Here is a 14,518-nt window from a genome sequence, read left to right on the forward strand (position 1 = left end):
CCCATGGGGGCATGAGCGGCCCAACGCTCTCTCCCCTTTAGGGAGAGGGATCTCCATAGGGCAGCGTAAACACGAACCGAGCGCCCTGCCCCGGTGCGCTATCCACCGTCACGTCGCCGCCCATCGCCCGCGCCAGCCGCCGCGCGATATACAGCCCAAGCCCGCTACCACCCGGCTCGTGCGGATCGACGCGTTCGAACTTCTCGAAGATGCGCTCCTGATCCTCGAGCGCGATGCCCTTGCCCTGATCGGCGACGATGATCGCCGCCATGGCGTCCTCGCGCTCGGAGCGGATCCACACCATGCCGTCGGCCGGCGAATAGCGCACTGCGTTGCCGATGAGGTTGACCAGCACCTGGAGCGCGCGGCGGAACTCGCCGGTCGCCGGCAGCACGTCCTCGACGCCCGGTTTGTCGATCCGTACCTGCGCCTCCGACGCGCGGACCGCGAGCAGCCCGGCGGCCCGGCGCGCGACATCGGCGAGATCGACCGGTTCCTTCGCCACGACGAAATCCGGCCGCTCGATTGACTGGAGATCGACGAGATCGTCGACCAGCCCCATCAGATGCCGGCCCGCACTCGCGATATCGGCCGCGTAATCGGCATAATCCTGGCGGAGCGGCCCTTCGGACTGGGCGTTGATGCTGTCGGCATTGGCGATGATCCGGCCGAGCGGAGTGCGCAGCGCCTGGTCGAGGCGGACGGCGAAAGCTTCAGACACACCTTCCTGCGACGTGTCTGGCTGCACCTGCGCTCCCCAGGGCGTATCGTCGATCATGTGCACGGCGCCGATAAAGCCCGCGAACGCGCCGCTCGCGTCGGTCCGCGGCGTCGCCGACAGGCGAACGGCGCGTCCCGTCGGGCGGAGCGTTGCGCGCTGGTCGTCAAAGCTCTGATGCATTGCGATTCCGCCGAGGATCGGGAAGGCGCCTTCGCGATCCTCGCCAAGCGAGAATAGCTTGGTCAGCGGCTGGCCGAGCATCAAGCCTGCATCGAACCCGTATTTCGCACCCGCGCTGATCGACAGGAACGTGATCCGGAGCGCCGAGTCGCTCTCCCAGGTCCAGTCGCCCGAGCTGCGCAGGAAATCACTGTCGCGCTCGCCCTGCGATGCCTCGGGATACCAGGCGGCGCGGGTGCGCCAGCCGGTGATGGTGAGGCGCACGCCATCGATCCCGGGCTCGGCACGGACCCATAATTCCACGTCGTCATCGCCATCGGCCGCGACCACGCCGCGCGACACCAGGATGCCGAGACGCTGTGCAAGCCGGGTCAGCGTCGCAATCTGCGGGATGGCGATCGGCTGGCCGATGCCGCCGCCCGCACGCGCGTTGAGATCGTGAAGCCGCTGGTCGGCATCGATGAGCCGGCCGCCGCGATCGACCAGGCCGCGCACCGGCGGCAGCATCGGGTCAGTCACGTTCATGTATTCGCTCCGCGGCCGAGCGCGAGCATCGCAGCGCGATAATCGGGATGAAGCAGCAACTGCGCCAGCGCGGCGCGCGCCTCGGCAGGCGGGGTCGCGGCGACATCCTCGAGCGTCTCGGCAAAGATATCGAGGTTGCGGCGAGGGTCCGCTTCACTCAGCGCAAGCCCGATTCGCGCGATCGACGCTCGATCGATCTCGAGCGCGCGCAGCACCAGCCAGAGCCGATCACCGTCGGGATCGAGCACGATCTCGCGCGCATCGGCATGATCGAGCCCGATGGCGTGCGCGATCAGGGCAATGAACAACGCCGGCCGATGATCAGCCAGCGCCTCCGCCAACAACGGTGCAAGCTCGTCGGCATGGGCGTCGAGCGCGGCGGCCAGCCGCATTGCCGCAGCTTCGAGCCGATCGCTCTCATCATGCGCCGCAACGCTGCGCAATGCGGCGTCGACAAGCGCGCGATCGAGCGCCGGCAGCGCCGCGCCGGCCGTTGCGGCGAATCGTTCCCGCAGGGCTGCGGCAACCCACCAGACCAGCCGGTGATGAAGCTCGGCAGGGAGATCGGTCCGGCTCGGCGGCGCATCGGCTTCGCCTCGCCTGCGGCTCTCGGCGGCAATCAGCGCCATCGCCGCTGCACTGACCACGGTATCGGGATGCTGGATCAGGCGCGCGAGCATGCTGGCACGGTCGATGTCCTCGGGTGCCTCGACCGGCAAAGCCCCGACCAGTATATCCTGGCGAACGCGTCCAAGCAGCTCACGCATCAGTTCGGCATCCCGAACAAGCCCGGCTGAGACCAGCCGCTCGAGAACAGGGGCGCCGCCTGCATCGAGCGCAGCCGAGAGCTCGCGCGCGTCGCGAGTAGCGAGCAGGCGCGCGGCATGCCGGGTAACCGCAGTTTCGACTGCGCCGACGAGCGCCGCGAGGGTGCGGCCGAGCGCGGCACGCGTCCGCTCATCGAGTCGCGCTTCGTCAGCGAGAAAGAAATCGTCGATCGCAACGACAAGCCTGTGATCGGCGCGCAGATCCGCGGCCGCCGCGCGAGCGAGCAGCTGGCTGACCCCCCTGTGGGTGCCATCATCCATGTCGCCGTCATTGCTCGACATGCGCCTCGGCTTAGGGATTTGTCGTTAAGACGAGCCTAAGGCTTTTCGCGAAACGTCTCAATGGCCGCGCTCAATGTCGCCACCGCATAAAGCCCCGCGGCAATCAGCGCGACCAGCGACTGGCCCCAGGCGAGAAGGGGCAGCATGACGATCGGATAGGCCAGCGGGCTCGCCCACCAACGACGCCGCGCCGGCGGGCTGCCGGCACGCTCGGCAAGCGCAGCCGCGATGATCGCTGAAACCGCCGCGATCCAGCCCGCCGCCGAGCCGTGGCCGAGCAGCATCACCGCGAAAATCGGCGTCGCCAGTATGCCGCCGTGCTGGATCCGGACCTGAATTGCCTCGTCGCGGAGCGACGCGACGGTTCCCCCGAGCGAGAAGCCGATCATCGCGACGATCGCCAGCAACAGCCCGGAGATCGGCCAGCCGAGATAAAGCGCCGCGAATCCCGCCAGCCCAAGCGTCGCGGCCGCCGCGCCGACCCCGCCGCTCGGCACGCTTCGGGCAATCAGGAGCGGCAGCGCGAGGCGCGCGAGCGGCGCGAGCACGAACCGGTCGGCCCAGGGCGCCGGCTTCGGGACGAGCGCGGCGAGGATCGCCTTGCCCTTTTCCGCCAGCCGCTGCGAATCGCGTTCAATGCCATGCCCCTCGGCGGAAGCGGCGGCAGGTAGCCACAACTGTTCGGCGCTCGCCTGCGCCGCAACGCGCAGCAGCGTCGACTGGAAATCATAATCCTTCGGCATGGTCGCGACTTCCGCGATTCGCTTGGGATCGAGCAGGGCGAGGCCGGCCCAGACAGTCTGCGCCCCAACCCGCTCGAATCGGTTGGGGCCATCGCCGGCGCCGGTGACCAGCAAAACGTCGCCGGCCATCCCGAGCATCGAGGTCATCACTTCGTTAGTCGTCATCAGGCCGTCGGCGACGACCAGCACACGCGACAGCGGATGCAGCTTTTCAGCTGCCTCACCGGCGGTGCGGACCGCGTCCACTGAAACGCCGCGCCGACCGATCCGATTGATCGCGCCGAGAAGCTCCGGGGTGAGGCGGGCAATAACGAGGACGATCTGCGCCGCGCCGGCCGCGACCAGCAGCCGCGCCTGGAACTCGATCAGCGTCAGCCCGCCAAACGGCAGAGTCGCCGCAAGGACTCCCGAGCGATCGTCGGCATCCTCCGTCGCGAAAATCAACCCCGCCAGCATGCTGGGCTGTTAGGCGGTCGAACCGCCAATGGCAAAGGATGGGTTGGGGGTCGAGTTGATGGCGCTCTTCAGAGCCGCTCGACTGCCCGGCGAAGCTTGCGCAGCACGTCGATATTCCGCAGCTCGGCTTCTGCCGCTTCGGTAGCGATCGCCATCAGCCGGATCGCGCCGAAACTCGCCGCCAGGCCCTTGAGTCGCAGCGCCGAGACGCGCCACTCCTGTGCGTCGCGCGCACGCTCGAGGCCGTCCAGCCCCCGGTGCACGCCGTCAAGAAACGCCTCACGCAGTTCAGCGATCAGCTGGGGCTCATCGCCCACCGCCGCCGCCAGAGTCGCATCGATTGCACCGGGATCATAGGCCATGTCGCATTTTTACAGGGGAGCACTTAAGACAAGGTTTCGCTATTCGCTTCCCGAACACATAAATAATGGTAAACAGCTGGCATGAGCGGGAGTTCGCGTATCCTGGATTTACGAGCGGGTAGCGGCCCCGCCGAGCCCAAGGAGTGTGCCGCTACGCCTGAGCCCATCGCCGTCGAACAACCCGAAATTGCGGATGCCGACGAGGACATACCGCAATCCGGGGGCCGGTGGATCGTTCCGACCGCTGCGATCATCCTGTCGCTCGGCTGGGTCGCGGCAATGGTCTGGCTCGCCTGGCCGACGCTACCCGCAATCGAGCCTGTCGCGCTGACAGGTTTCATCGCCGCGCTTTGCGTTCCACCCGCCCTGATCTGTATCCTGCTCCTGCTCGGCCTGCGCACCAGCACTGCCGAGGCGCGGCGTTTCGGCAAGACCGCGCGGGCCATGCGCGCCGAAGCGGCGAGCCTGGAGCGGACGGTCGCCGTTCTGTCGCATGAGATCGACCTCAACCGGCAAAGACTTGCGGAGCAGACCAGCGCACTGATGAAGGTTGGTGACCATGCCGTTACCAAACTCGCACAGGTGGGCACCGACATCACGCATCAGGTAGGGATCGCCGACCAGCGTGCCCAAACCCTCGCCGCGGCGGCAACCCGGGCGCAGACAAGCCTGAATATCCTGCTTGCCACCTTGCCGAAGGCGCATGACGAAACCGCCGAGATGGCCAAGCTGCTCGAGCAGACCGGCATGACGGCGGGCGAACATGTCAGCGCGCTCGACGCGCAACTCGTCGCGCTCGCCGAACGCGGTCGCGACGCGGACGCCGTCGCCAGCGGCGCGGCGCAAAAGCTCGCCGCACATATTACCCGGATGGAATCGACCAGCGAGACCGCGGGTGCCCGCCTCGAGTCAGTGACGGGCGAAATGTCGTCAGCGGTCGACGCGCTGCTCGATCGCACCGCCGAGGCGGTCGACGAAGCGCGCAAGGGCATTGCCGCCCAGGGCGAGGCGATGCTTGCCATGCTGGGCACCAACCAGGCCGCTCTCGATCGAGCGGGCCGTGACAGCGCCGAGGCGCTTGCCGCCCGAATCACCTCGATCGAGGAGATCATCGACCGAATCGCCGCGCGACTCGACGAGCAGCGCGCCGCCGGCGAAACGATCATCACTGAGCTCGACGGCGGGATTGCCCGAGTCTCCGGCCGGCTCGACGCACTTCACGCACAAGGCGTGGATCGCACCGAAGCCCTCACCACCTCGATCAGCGCGCTCGGCGGATCCGCCGATGCGATGACCGAGTCGCTGAGGGCAGGCGATGTGATGGCCACCGCTGCGATCGCCAGCACTGAAAGGCTGCTGACCGCGCTCGACGCAGCATCTCGCGAAATCGACGAGACCTTGCCCGGGGCGCTCGCACGGCTCGACGCGCGGATCGCCGACAGCCGCAACCTGGTGGGCGAGGTCAAGCCCGAGCTCCTCGCCCTCGTCACCGCTGCCGAGAGCACGCATGACGCAGTCGAGGCGATCGCTCAGGTCATTTCGGCCCAGCGCGCCTCTCTCGACAAGCTTTCGGGCAAGCTGCTCGAGACGCTCAACAGCAGCCGCACCAAGGCTGACGCACTGGGCGAGGCGGTCGAGGAAACGATCGGCCGCACCCACCGCTTTTCGGACGAAGCCGCGCCGCGCCTCGTCGATGCCCTGCTCCGGGTCCGCGACACGGCGAGCGCGACGGCCGACCGCGCCCGCGAAACCCTGGCCGCTGTCATCCCCGAGGCTGCCCACGCGCTCGAAACGGCGAGCGCCGAGGCGATGCAGCGCGCTTCTTCCAGGGCCGTCGAGCACCAGATCGCCTTGCTGGTCGAAGCAGGTGAAGCAGCTGCCGAGGCTGCGTCGCGCGCGTCTGAGCGCCTGACGCGCCAGATGTTCGCGATCGCCGATACGACCGCAATCGTCGAAAGCCGCATCGAGGAAGCGCGAGCCGAACGCGAGAATTCCGACAAGGACACTTTCTCGCGGCGCGTGTCGCTGCTGATCGAATCGCTCAACTCAGCCTCGATCGACATCGCCAAGTCGCTCTCGACCGAAGTATCGGACAGTGCATGGTCGGCCTATCTGAAGGGCGATCGCGGCGCCTTCACGCGTCGCGCGGTGCGGCTGCTCGATTCGGGCGAGGCGCGCGAGATCGTGCGGCTCTATGACGACGATCCCGCCTTCCGCGAGCAGGTCAATCGCTACATCCATGATTTCGAGGCGATGCTGCGCGCAATCCTCGCGCAACGCGATGGATCGACGCTCGGCGTAACCTTGCTGTCCTCGGATATGGGCAAGCTCTATGTCGCGCTCGCCCAGGCAATCGAGCGGCTGCGCACCTAGGACGCTATTCCCCGGTATATCAGCCGACGCGGCGGCCGAAGGTGGGCCGACGCTCGACCAGCGGGTTTGCTTCGCGCTCGAGGATCGCCAGTGTGCTCTCGAACAACGGGCCAAGTGCGACGACATGCTCGAGGGCCTCCTCAGGGGTGTCGCGCGTCTCGACGCAGCCGCGTGCGATCGACTCGATGACCTCGGCGAGCGCGCCGAGCGGCTCGGCACCGAACTGGCGGGCCTCACCCTTCAGCGTATGCGCGGGAAGCACCATGGCGGCCGCATTCAGCGCACGCATCGCGGCCACGATCTGGGCGACCGACTTGACTCCGTCTTCGCGGAAATAGCCGAGGATGCGAACGAAACCGGCACCAAGCTCGCTACGAGCCCGGGTGAACACGGTCCAGTCGACCAGACTGCGATCCTCAACTGACACTGACATCTCCCCCCTCCGGGCTGCTAAAGACCGCGAGGATAGTCCAGCTCATAGCTTGGGAGAGTAAAGGATGGGTTGACGACCGGGTGCTGATCGCTTCGTTGCATACCTCTCAACACATTGAAGCGGCTTGAAATATGCTCTCCGCTTCAGATGGTGGCTCACCGATCGAAAGGATTTTTCGGGGCGCGCAGGGTCAGGCGAACCGGCACCGCACCGAAACCGAGATCGCGCCTGATGCCGTTGATCAGATAGCGCTGATAGCTGGTCGGCAACTGGTCGACGCGAGTCCCGAACAGCACGAAGCCCGGCGGCCGCGTCTTTGCCTGGGTCAGATAGCGTAGCTTGATCCGCTTGCCGCCGGGTGCGGGCGGCGGATTGGCCTCGATCGCCTTTTCGAACCAGCGGTTGAGCTCGCCGGTGCCGATCCGGCGCGACCACGCCTCGCGCGTTTCGAACGCGACCTTGAGCAAGGTATCGATCCCCTTCCCCGTCGCCGCTGAAACGGTGAGTACCGGCATTCCCTTGATCTGGCTCAGCCCGTCTTCAAGCGCCGTGCGGATGCCGTTGAACAGCGAGCTGGCGTTCTCGGCCACATCCCATTTGTTGATCGCGACGATCAGCGCCCGCCCCTCCTGAAGAGCGGCATCGGCGATGCGCAGATCCTGCGATTCGAGCCCGCGCGTCGCGTCGAGCAGCAGCACGACGACCTCGGCGAAGTCGATCGCGTGGAGCGCATCGGCGACTGACAATTTCTCGAGCTTGTCCTGCACATTGGCGCGCTTGCGCATGCCGGCGGTATCGATCAGCCGAACCGCGCGGCGCTCGCCGTCAGGGTCTTGCCAGGTCCAGTCGACCGCAATCGAATCGCGGGTGATGCCCGCCTCGGGGCCGGTAATCAGCCGCTCCTCGCCGAGCATCCGGTTGATCAAGGTCGATTTGCCGGCATTGGGGCGCCCGATGATCGCGAGCTTCAGCGGTGCGTCCGGGTTGTAGCCGTCCTCGTCGACATTCTCATCGACCGGCGCTTCGCCATCATCCTCATGCTCGATATGCGGGAGCAGCGCCTCGAACAGCTCGACAAGCCCCTCGCCATGCTCGGCGGAGAGCGCGACCGGATCGCCGAAACCGAGCGACAGCGATTCGAGAATGCCCGATTCGCCCGCCTTGCCCTCGGCCTTGTTGGCGACGAGGATCACCGGCGTCTTCGAACCGCGCAGCCACCGTGCAATCTCTTCGTCGAGCGGGACGAGCCCGACCCGCGCGTCGATCATGAACAAGGCGACATCCGCCTGGGCGACCGCCGCTTCGGTCTGCGCACGCATCCGGCCGGGCAGCGAAGCGGCGTCCTCATCTTCATAGCCGGCGGTATCGATCACCCGGAATTCCAGGCCGACGAGCGACGCATCGCCCTCGCGGCGATCGCGAGTCACACCGGGTCGATCATCGACCAGCGCGAGTTTCTTGCCGACAAGGCGGTTGAACAGGGTCGATTTGCCGACGTTCGGCCGGCCGATAATCGCGACCACGGGGAGATTGGACATGGCGCGCCTTACCGCGCTTGCGCCCTTTCGTCACCCCGCCGTCGCGGCGGGGTGACAAAGAGGCCAACCGGGCTTCGGGCCGAGCTCAGCGCCAGGCCGAGATCCGGCCCTTCTGATCGAGCACATAGAGGGTCGAATTGGCAACGACCGGCGGCAGGGTGAACGCCTTGCTGGCGTTGATCACGGTGCCCACTTCGCCCGTCTCGGGCGAGGCGGAGGTGATCTCACCGCGCGAGTTGGTCAGCATGAGCCGGTTGCCCGCCAGCACCGGTCCGAACCAGGTGATCGGGTTCTTGTGGCTCTTCTCGTTCTTGTAATGGCGGAGCTGCTGGATCCAGCGCACCTTGCCGGTCGCGCGGGCAAGGCAGACCAGGCGGGCATCGTCGGTCACGAGAAACAGCCATTCGCCGGCGACCCAGGGGGTGGAAATGCCGGCGAAATTCTGTTCCCAGATGCGCGTGCCCGAGACGATCTCGAGCGCGACGGTACGGCCGCCCTGCCCGACCGCGAACACCAGGCCGCGATCGATCACCGGATCGGCGTCGATATCGGCGAGGGACGAAACCGAGGTCGAGATGCTCGAGCGCGACAGCGCATCCTGCCAGAGAGTCCGGCCATTTTCATAGCGATAGGCGTTGAGCTCGCCTGAGGAGAAGCCGGCGACGATCGTCCCCTGGCTTGCCGCCGGCGCCGCAACGCCGAACACGCCCTGGGTTTCGAGCGAACCTGACTGAGTCCAGACCACCGAGCCGTCAGTCTCCGACAGCGCGAACAGCTGGTTGTCCTGGCTCAGGACATAGAGATTGCCATCCGAGATCGACGGCGCGCCGCGCAACGGGCCGCCCGGCTTGGCGCGCCAGAGCTCGGCACCGGTCGTGGCGTTCAGGGCCACCACATCGCCAAGCCCGTCAGCGGCATAGACCTTGCCGTCATCATAGCTCACGCCGCCGCCGAAGCGGGCGCTGCGCGTCTTCTTGCTGTCCTTGGCGATCGTGGTCGACCAGAGCTTGTTGCCGCTGTCCGACGCAAAGGCATGGACGGTCGCATCGACGTCCATCGCGAACAGCTTGCCGTCAGCGATAACCGGTGAAGCGGCGAGGCGCTGGCGGTTCGATCCGCCATTGATCTGGGCGCTCCAGCTTCGCGACAGCGTGCTGCCAAGCGCAAGCTGGCCGTTTGATTTGGAGGCGCTCCCGCCGGGCTGAGCCCAGCTGTCATTCGCGGTTGGCGGCGGCAGCAGCACCTGCACATCGGCAAGCGACTTGTCCGACGTCACCTCGCTCTCGGAAACCAGGATCGGCACGCGATCGCCCAATGTCGGGGTCTTTTTGTGGCCGCCCTTGAAAACACCGCAAGCGCTCAGCGCGAGGAGCGCCGCGATCGCGAGCGACACCCGGTTCTTGTACATCATTGCGCTTTCTTTTCCTCAGGGTGATCGGGGGCTTGGGCGCCCAGGGTTTCAGCGATCTTGACCACACGTTGACGGATTGATTCAGGCACCGTCTCGTCGCGCGCCATCTGGCCGAAGATTCCCGCTGCCCGATCGGGCTTGTTCATTCGCAGATAGGCGGCGCCGACCAGCTCGCCGGCGCTGCCGAACCAGGCCCCGCCCTGCACCGCCAGGGGGCGCAGCCGGTCGACAACGACCTGGGGCTTGAGCGTATCGAATTCAGCGGATGTCTGCCTGATCAGGGCCAGGTCACGGAAAGGCTGGCCGAGCGACGCATCACCGGCGATCTCGCTGAACTTCGCGGCGGCACCCTTCAGGTCATTCTTCTGGAGAAGCAGGTCCGCCTGGGTGAATCGCGCCATGGCGCGGTAGCCGGCGATCTTCGAGGCAGCGAGCGCATCGAGCGGCGCCTTGGCCGCGGTGAGATTCTGCGCGACCAGATCGTCATAGACCAGCTGGAGCTTCTCGCCCTGTTCGCCGGCGACCTCGGTCTGGTGATAACGCCAGTAAAGCACGCCGCCGAAGATGGCGAGCGCAAGCACGATCGCCGCCAGCAGCCAGCGGCCATAGCGAGTCCAGATCGAGGCAAGCTGGTCGCGGCGGAGTTCCTCATCGACCTCCCGCAGGAATGCTTCGTCGGTATTCGGCGTAACGGCCAATTGGTGCTCCATCGGGGCAAGGCGGGAAAGGCGCGGACCTTAGCGATGGTCGCGGGCAAACGGAAGGGATCAATCCTTGGGCGCGTAGGTCTGCTCGGACCCCGGAAAACGGCGTGATCGGACGTCAGCGGCATAGGTCTCAACCGCGGCGGAAATACGGCCGGCGAGATCGTCGAAACGCTTCACGAAGCGCGGCGTGCGCTCGAACATCCCGAGCATGTCCTCCGCGACCAGCACCTGGCCGTCGCATTCGGCGGAGGCGCCGATGCCGATCGTCGGGCAAACCACCTTCTGCGTGATCTCGATCGCGATCGGCTCGACCACGCCTTCGACGACGATCGCGAAGGCGCCGGCCTCGGCCACCGCCACGGCGTCGGCGACGATCTTGTCAGCCTCGACCTTGCTGCGGCCGCGCGCGCCATAACCGCCCAGGATATTCACCGCCTGGGGGGTGAGCCCGACATGGCCCATCACCGGGATGCCGCGTTCGGACAGGAAGCGGACCGTCGGCGCCATCGCCTCGCCGCCTTCCATCTTCACCGCCGCCGCACCGGTCTGCTTCAGTATCCACGCCGCGTTTTCGAACGCCTTTTCCGGCGATGCCTCATAGCTGCCGAACGGCATGTCGATCACGACCACCGAATGATAGCTGCCGCGCACCACCGCGGCGCCGTGCGCCGCCATCATGTCGAGCGTCACCGGCACGGTCGAGGGAAGTCCGTAGATGACCTGGCCGAGGCTGTCCCCGACCAGGAGGATGTCGCAATGCGGATCGAGCAGCTGCGCGGTCCTGACTGTGTACGCAGTCAGCATCACGAGCGGCGTGCCGCCCTTCGCCTTGCGAATCGCGGGGATCGTCAGCCGCTTCATCGGCGCCGGCGTTGGGTTCGCCCGGCTGGTCGAGGTGTCGATCGTGTAGGTCGTTGACATGGGGTGCTGTTAGCGCCGCAGCGCGCCCCGCGCCAGCGCTGGAGAGCATCCGGGCTAAGGTCATGTAGATAAAAATTGACTCTATGTTATATATTTTTTACATGATGTTGCATGAAGCTGACGTCGGAGGTGGAAATGGCGTTCCGTGAAAAGATGCTCTGGGCATCGGCCGCTGCGACGGTCGTGATCTGGGGGTGGTATTTCCTTGGGTTCGTGCGGGCGCTGGAGGCGCCGTCGTTCAATGTCGGTGGCGAAATCGGCAAATTCCTGTTCGCGGTGGTCGCGCTGGTTGTCGTGCAGGTAGTGGCTGCGATCGCGCTGGCGATTTCCTCGCCGGCCGATGCGCAGGCGCCGGCTGACGACCGCGACCGCGAATTCGCGCTGCTTGCCTATCGCGCCGCCTTCGTCACGCTCAGCGTGCTGATCGCGACGCTGACGGTTGTCGCGCCGATGACCATGGCGACCGCACCGGCCTGGCTCGGCGGCAGGCCGGGAAGCCTGGCGCCGATCGTGATCAGCAACGCGTTGTTGCTGTCGCTGGTGATCGCCGAGCTGGTGCGTTCGGCAACTCAGCTCTTTCTCTATCGCCGGGGGAGCTGAGATGAGGGCGAACAGTTCAGGTGCCGGCCTGTCCATGAGCATGCCGTTCCGCGAGAAAACCGCCTGGATTGCCGTTGCGGCGATGGTGATTGCCTATAGCGGCTATTTCATCGCGGTGACGGTGGCGCCCCGCAGCGGCGAGCCGCACGATACGCTGACACTGCTTGCCTTCTTCGCTACCGCATCCGCGGTGCGACTGCTGATTCTCGGCCTCGCGATGCTCGTGGTCAGGGCTCAGTCCCCCGCCGATGCGCGGTTTCCTGCCGATGAGCGCGACCGGGCGATCGCCGCCCGATCGACCGCGATCGCCTATTGGGTGCTGATGGTCGGGATGACCCTTGTCGGCATCGTCATGCCGTTCACCGATCACGGCCGGGCGATCACCAACGCTGCCCTGTTCTGGCTCGTGGCCGCGGAGATCGTGCGGTACGGCGCCGCCATCGCCGCTTATCGCCGAGGCTGGCATGGCTAGCACCCGGATCGTCAACAATATCCGCACGTTGCGCTTCCTGGCCGGCGAGATGACCCAGGCGGATCTCGGTGCCCGTATCGGCATGACTCGACAGACGATCGCCGCGATCGAGGCGGGGAAATATTCACCCACGCTCGAGGCTGCGTTCCGGATCGCCCAGGTGTTCGGCAAAACGCTCGACGAAGTGTTCCAGTGGGAGGGTTGATGCCCCCCACAAGGTTCAGGTGATCCAGCCCTTGCGTTTGGCGAAGCCGGCGAACCACAAAGCGAAGACAGCGACCGCGACGATGAAGGCCGGGAACGGCACCACCATGGCGAAGCCCTTGTGCGCGATGATGTCTGTCGTCGCGAACAGATAGCCGAACTGGACGACGATCGCGACCAGCGAGACGAGGAAGACGGGTTTCGCCCAGGCCGATCGCACGAGCAGGCAGATGCCGCCGAGCGTCGCGCCGCCGACGGCGAGCGCGTAACAAACATTGTACCAGCCCGGCATGCTCGCATAGAGCGCGCGGTCGTAAGCCGTTGCGGGCCCCATTGCCTCAGCGCCGAGCTTGAACTGCATATAGCAGAAATAGCACCCGATCGCGTCCCAGACGGTCAGCAATACAGCGACGATGTAATACCATGCGGGCGGCTTTTGCGCTCCATAGGCCATGATGGCTCTCCCCTCGGTTTCGAGGCGGGAAAGCTGCTCCTTCCGTTACGGAATGGCAATCGCCGGGCTGAGCTACCCTCGATCACACCGCCCTATTCGACCGTCACGCCTTTCCAGAAGGCATAGCGCCCCTTGATCTCGGCCGCGGCCGGCTTGGGATCGGGATAATACCAGGCGGCATCGGGGTTGCGCTTCCCGTCGACCAGCAGGCTCTTGTAGCTCGCAACGCCTTTCCACGGGCAGGTCGTATGCGAATCGCTTGCCTCGAACAGCACCTCGTTCACGCTTTCCGGCGGGAAATAATGATTGCCCTCGACGACTACCGTGTCGTCCGATTCAGCAATGACGGCTCCATTCCAGCGTGCAGTCGGCATGATCACATCCTTATTTGGTCAACCCTGCCGCAAGATAGGCATCGGGCTTGAACCCCACCAGAAGCGTGCCGCCGGATTCGAGCACCGGGCGCTTGATCATCGACGGGTTGGCCAGCATCAGCGCGATCGCCTTGTCCTCGTCGAGGCCGGTCTTGTCGCTGTCGGGCAGCGCGCGGAAGGTGGTGCCGGCGCGGTTGAGCAAAACTTCCCATCCCACGATTCCAGCCCAGCGCCTGAGCGTCGCCTCGTCGATCCCGGCCTTTTTATAGTCGTGGAAATCATAGGCCACGCCGTGCGCATCGAGCCACGTCCAGGCCTTTTTCATCGTATCGCAATTCCTGATGCCGTGAAGCGTCGTCGCCATCGTCTAGTCCTTAAAAAACCGGCCGAGCGTCACGACCTTTTGCCGCTCGAGCCCCAGCGCTTCGTAAAAGCCGAGCGCCTCTGCATTATCCTCGCGAACCATGAGCTGGATCTTGGGGGCGCCGCGCCGGCGGAGCCAGGCTTCAGCTGCATCCATCAACGCGCGTCCATGGCCTGCCCGTTGATGCGCCGGCGCGACCGCGAGATAATAGACCCAGCCGCGATGGCCGTCATAGCCGACCATCACGCTCCCCGCCACGGAGCCCCCCGTCTCGAGAATCAGCACGGCGGCATCCGCCGCGCCGAGCGCACGGTCGAAATCGAGCGCGGGGTCATTCCACGGGCGAGTCAGCCCGGCCGCTTCCCACAAGGCAATGACCGCTGGCGCGTCGGCGAGGTCCGCTTCGCGCAGCATGATCCCCATTTTTTCTCCCGCGTCAGCCATGGCGCGCTGTCGCCGAGCGGGCGGCGCGGCGCAAGCCTGATCGGAATCGTTCAGGGATTTCGTCCCGGAGTGGATCCAGGCGGCCGGCCGGCGGTTTGCACTTCGCCGTGCGTTTTCGGGGGCAAAG

Annotated in this window: 17 protein-coding genes; 4 read left to right on the forward strand and 13 right to left on the reverse strand. The window is 66.0% G+C overall.

From position 1 onward, the window contains the following. Nucleotides 1–37 precede the first annotated feature (37 nt). From ABD050_RS27020 to ABD050_RS27035, 4 genes are all read right to left on the reverse strand, one after another. Nucleotides 38–1,426, reverse strand: coding sequence for an ATP-binding protein (locus tag ABD050_RS27020; protein ID WP_343892679.1), 1,389 nt, complete (start codon nt 1,424–1,426; stop codon nt 38–40). Continuing rightward, nucleotides 1,423–2,514 carry a DUF2336 domain-containing protein gene (locus ABD050_RS27025; protein ID WP_343892680.1) on the reverse strand — a complete coding sequence of 364 codons (1,092 nt, stop codon included), beginning with the start codon at nt 2,512–2,514 and terminating at the stop codon, nt 1,423–1,425. Before ABD050_RS27025 ends, ABD050_RS27020 begins: the two co-directional genes overlap by 4 nt. Before the next feature lie 56 nt (nt 2,515–2,570). Further along, nucleotides 2,571–3,734, reverse strand: a complete 1,164-nt coding sequence (locus tag ABD050_RS27030; RefSeq protein ID WP_343892681.1) for a hypothetical protein — start codon at nt 3,732–3,734, stop codon at nt 2,571–2,573. A 68-nt stretch (nt 3,735–3,802) separates the two neighbouring features. Beyond that, nucleotides 3,803–4,096: an Hpt domain-containing protein gene (locus tag ABD050_RS27035; protein WP_343892682.1), complete on the reverse strand. Its 294-nt coding sequence runs from the start codon at nt 4,094–4,096 to the stop codon at nt 3,803–3,805. Between the two features lie 81 nt (nt 4,097–4,177). On the opposite strand from ABD050_RS27035, the gene ABD050_RS27040 reads away from it, so the two are divergent. Continuing rightward, entirely contained in the window at nt 4,178–6,469 is a 2,292-nt protein-coding gene (locus ABD050_RS27040) for a coiled-coil domain-containing protein (RefSeq protein ID WP_343892683.1), read from the forward strand. Nucleotides 6,470–6,488: 19 nt separating this feature from the next. On the opposite strand, the gene ABD050_RS27045 is transcribed toward ABD050_RS27040, so the two are convergent. From ABD050_RS27045 to panB, 5 genes are all read right to left on the reverse strand, one after another. After that, complete coding sequence (locus ABD050_RS27045; protein WP_343892684.1) at nt 6,489–6,902, reverse strand: Hpt domain-containing protein; 414 nt, start codon at nt 6,900–6,902, stop codon at nt 6,489–6,491. Nucleotides 6,903–7,057: 155 nt separating this feature from the next. Then, the gene (gene der, locus ABD050_RS27050) at nt 7,058–8,440 is read right to left on the reverse strand and encodes a ribosome biogenesis GTPase Der (RefSeq protein WP_343892685.1); all 1,383 of its coding nucleotides are present in this window, start codon (nt 8,438–8,440) and stop codon (nt 7,058–7,060) included. Nucleotides 8,441–8,525: 85 nt separating this feature from the next. Further along, a complete protein-coding gene (locus ABD050_RS27055; protein WP_343892686.1) occupies nt 8,526–9,851 on the reverse strand; it encodes an outer membrane protein assembly factor BamB family protein in 1,326 nt (441 codons plus the stop codon). Beyond that, nucleotides 9,848–10,561 carry a tetratricopeptide repeat protein gene (locus ABD050_RS27060; protein WP_343892687.1) on the reverse strand — a complete coding sequence of 238 codons (714 nt, stop codon included), beginning with the start codon at nt 10,559–10,561 and terminating at the stop codon, nt 9,848–9,850. Before ABD050_RS27060 ends, ABD050_RS27055 begins: the two co-directional genes overlap by 4 nt. 57 nt (nt 10,562–10,618) lie before the next feature. Next, a complete protein-coding gene (gene panB / locus ABD050_RS27065; protein WP_343892688.1) occupies nt 10,619–11,479 on the reverse strand; it encodes a 3-methyl-2-oxobutanoate hydroxymethyltransferase in 861 nt (286 codons plus the stop codon). Between the two features lie 111 nt (nt 11,480–11,590). On the opposite strand from panB, the gene ABD050_RS27070 reads away from it, so the two are divergent. Genes ABD050_RS27070 through ABD050_RS27080 form a run of 3 tightly spaced genes read left to right on the forward strand, consistent with a single transcriptional unit; the run spans nt 11,591 to nt 12,756 of the window. Further along, nucleotides 11,591–12,079: a hypothetical protein gene (locus ABD050_RS27070; RefSeq protein ID WP_343892689.1), complete on the forward strand. Its 489-nt coding sequence runs from the start codon at nt 11,591–11,593 to the stop codon at nt 12,077–12,079. A 1-nt stretch (nt 12,080) separates the two neighbouring features. Further along, nucleotides 12,081–12,551: a DUF2178 domain-containing protein gene (locus tag ABD050_RS27075; RefSeq protein WP_343892690.1), complete on the forward strand. Its 471-nt coding sequence runs from the start codon at nt 12,081–12,083 to the stop codon at nt 12,549–12,551. Continuing rightward, a complete protein-coding gene (locus ABD050_RS27080) occupies nt 12,544–12,756 on the forward strand; it encodes a helix-turn-helix transcriptional regulator (RefSeq protein ID WP_343892691.1) in 213 nt (70 codons plus the stop codon). Before ABD050_RS27075 ends, ABD050_RS27080 begins: the two co-directional genes overlap by 8 nt. A gap of 15 nt (nt 12,757–12,771) precedes the next feature. On the opposite strand, the gene ABD050_RS27085 is transcribed toward ABD050_RS27080, so the two are convergent. The 4 genes from ABD050_RS27085 to ABD050_RS27100 form a co-directional block, all read right to left on the reverse strand. Continuing rightward, the gene (locus tag ABD050_RS27085) at nt 12,772–13,209 is read right to left on the reverse strand and encodes a hypothetical protein (RefSeq protein WP_343892692.1); all 438 of its coding nucleotides are present in this window, start codon (nt 13,207–13,209) and stop codon (nt 12,772–12,774) included. A 92-nt stretch (nt 13,210–13,301) separates the two neighbouring features. Continuing rightward, nucleotides 13,302–13,583: a DUF427 domain-containing protein gene (locus ABD050_RS27090; protein ID WP_343892693.1), complete on the reverse strand. Its 282-nt coding sequence runs from the start codon at nt 13,581–13,583 to the stop codon at nt 13,302–13,304. A 10-nt stretch (nt 13,584–13,593) separates the two neighbouring features. Further along, nucleotides 13,594–13,947: an arsenate reductase gene (locus ABD050_RS27095; RefSeq protein ID WP_343892694.1), complete on the reverse strand. Its 354-nt coding sequence runs from the start codon at nt 13,945–13,947 to the stop codon at nt 13,594–13,596. 3 nt (nt 13,948–13,950) lie between these two features. Then, a complete protein-coding gene (locus ABD050_RS27100) occupies nt 13,951–14,391 on the reverse strand; it encodes a GNAT family acetyltransferase (protein WP_343892695.1) in 441 nt (146 codons plus the stop codon). Between the last annotated feature and the right edge of the window lie 127 nt (nt 14,392–14,518).

Origin of the sequence: Sphingomonas oligophenolica (assembly GCF_039522915.1) — a bacterium.
In the GTDB taxonomy this organism is placed as follows: domain Bacteria; phylum Pseudomonadota; class Alphaproteobacteria; order Sphingomonadales; family Sphingomonadaceae; genus Sphingomonas; species Sphingomonas oligophenolica.

Excerpts from the sequence above, each read along its gene's own strand:
- ABD050_RS27040 (WP_343892683.1), top strand. The coding sequence starts at position 4,178 with ATGAGCGGGAGTTCGCGTATCCTGGATTTACGAGCGGGTAGCGGCCCC.
- ABD050_RS27090 (WP_343892693.1), bottom strand. The coding sequence starts at position 13,583 with ATGCCGACTGCACGCTGGAATGGAGCCGTCATTGCTGAATCGGACGAC.
- ABD050_RS27100 (WP_343892695.1), bottom strand. The coding sequence starts at position 14,391 with ATGGCTGACGCGGGAGAAAAAATGGGGATCATGCTGCGCGAAGCGGAC.
- ABD050_RS27085 (WP_343892692.1), bottom strand. The coding sequence starts at position 13,209 with ATGGCCTATGGAGCGCAAAAGCCGCCCGCATGGTATTACATCGTCGCT.
- ABD050_RS27055 (WP_343892686.1), bottom strand. The coding sequence starts at position 9,851 with ATGATGTACAAGAACCGGGTGTCGCTCGCGATCGCGGCGCTCCTCGCG.
- ABD050_RS27035 (WP_343892682.1), bottom strand. The coding sequence starts at position 4,096 with ATGGCCTATGATCCCGGTGCAATCGATGCGACTCTGGCGGCGGCGGTG.
- ABD050_RS27080 (WP_343892691.1), top strand. The coding sequence starts at position 12,544 with ATGGCTAGCACCCGGATCGTCAACAATATCCGCACGTTGCGCTTCCTG.
- ABD050_RS27095 (WP_343892694.1), bottom strand. The coding sequence starts at position 13,947 with ATGGCGACGACGCTTCACGGCATCAGGAATTGCGATACGATGAAAAAG.
- ABD050_RS27030 (WP_343892681.1), bottom strand. The coding sequence starts at position 3,734 with ATGCTGGCGGGGTTGATTTTCGCGACGGAGGATGCCGACGATCGCTCG.
- ABD050_RS27025 (WP_343892680.1), bottom strand. The coding sequence starts at position 2,514 with ATGGATGATGGCACCCACAGGGGGGTCAGCCAGCTGCTCGCTCGCGCG.
- ABD050_RS27075 (WP_343892690.1), top strand. The coding sequence starts at position 12,081 with ATGAGGGCGAACAGTTCAGGTGCCGGCCTGTCCATGAGCATGCCGTTC.
- ABD050_RS27045 (WP_343892684.1), bottom strand. The coding sequence starts at position 6,902 with ATGTCAGTGTCAGTTGAGGATCGCAGTCTGGTCGACTGGACCGTGTTC.
- panB (WP_343892688.1), bottom strand. The coding sequence starts at position 11,479 with ATGTCAACGACCTACACGATCGACACCTCGACCAGCCGGGCGAACCCA.
- ABD050_RS27060 (WP_343892687.1), bottom strand. The coding sequence starts at position 10,561 with ATGGAGCACCAATTGGCCGTTACGCCGAATACCGACGAAGCATTCCTG.
- ABD050_RS27070 (WP_343892689.1), top strand. The coding sequence starts at position 11,591 with ATGAAGCTGACGTCGGAGGTGGAAATGGCGTTCCGTGAAAAGATGCTC.
- ABD050_RS27020 (WP_343892679.1), bottom strand. The coding sequence starts at position 1,426 with ATGAACGTGACTGACCCGATGCTGCCGCCGGTGCGCGGCCTGGTCGAT.
- der (WP_343892685.1), bottom strand. The coding sequence starts at position 8,440 with ATGTCCAATCTCCCCGTGGTCGCGATTATCGGCCGGCCGAACGTCGGC.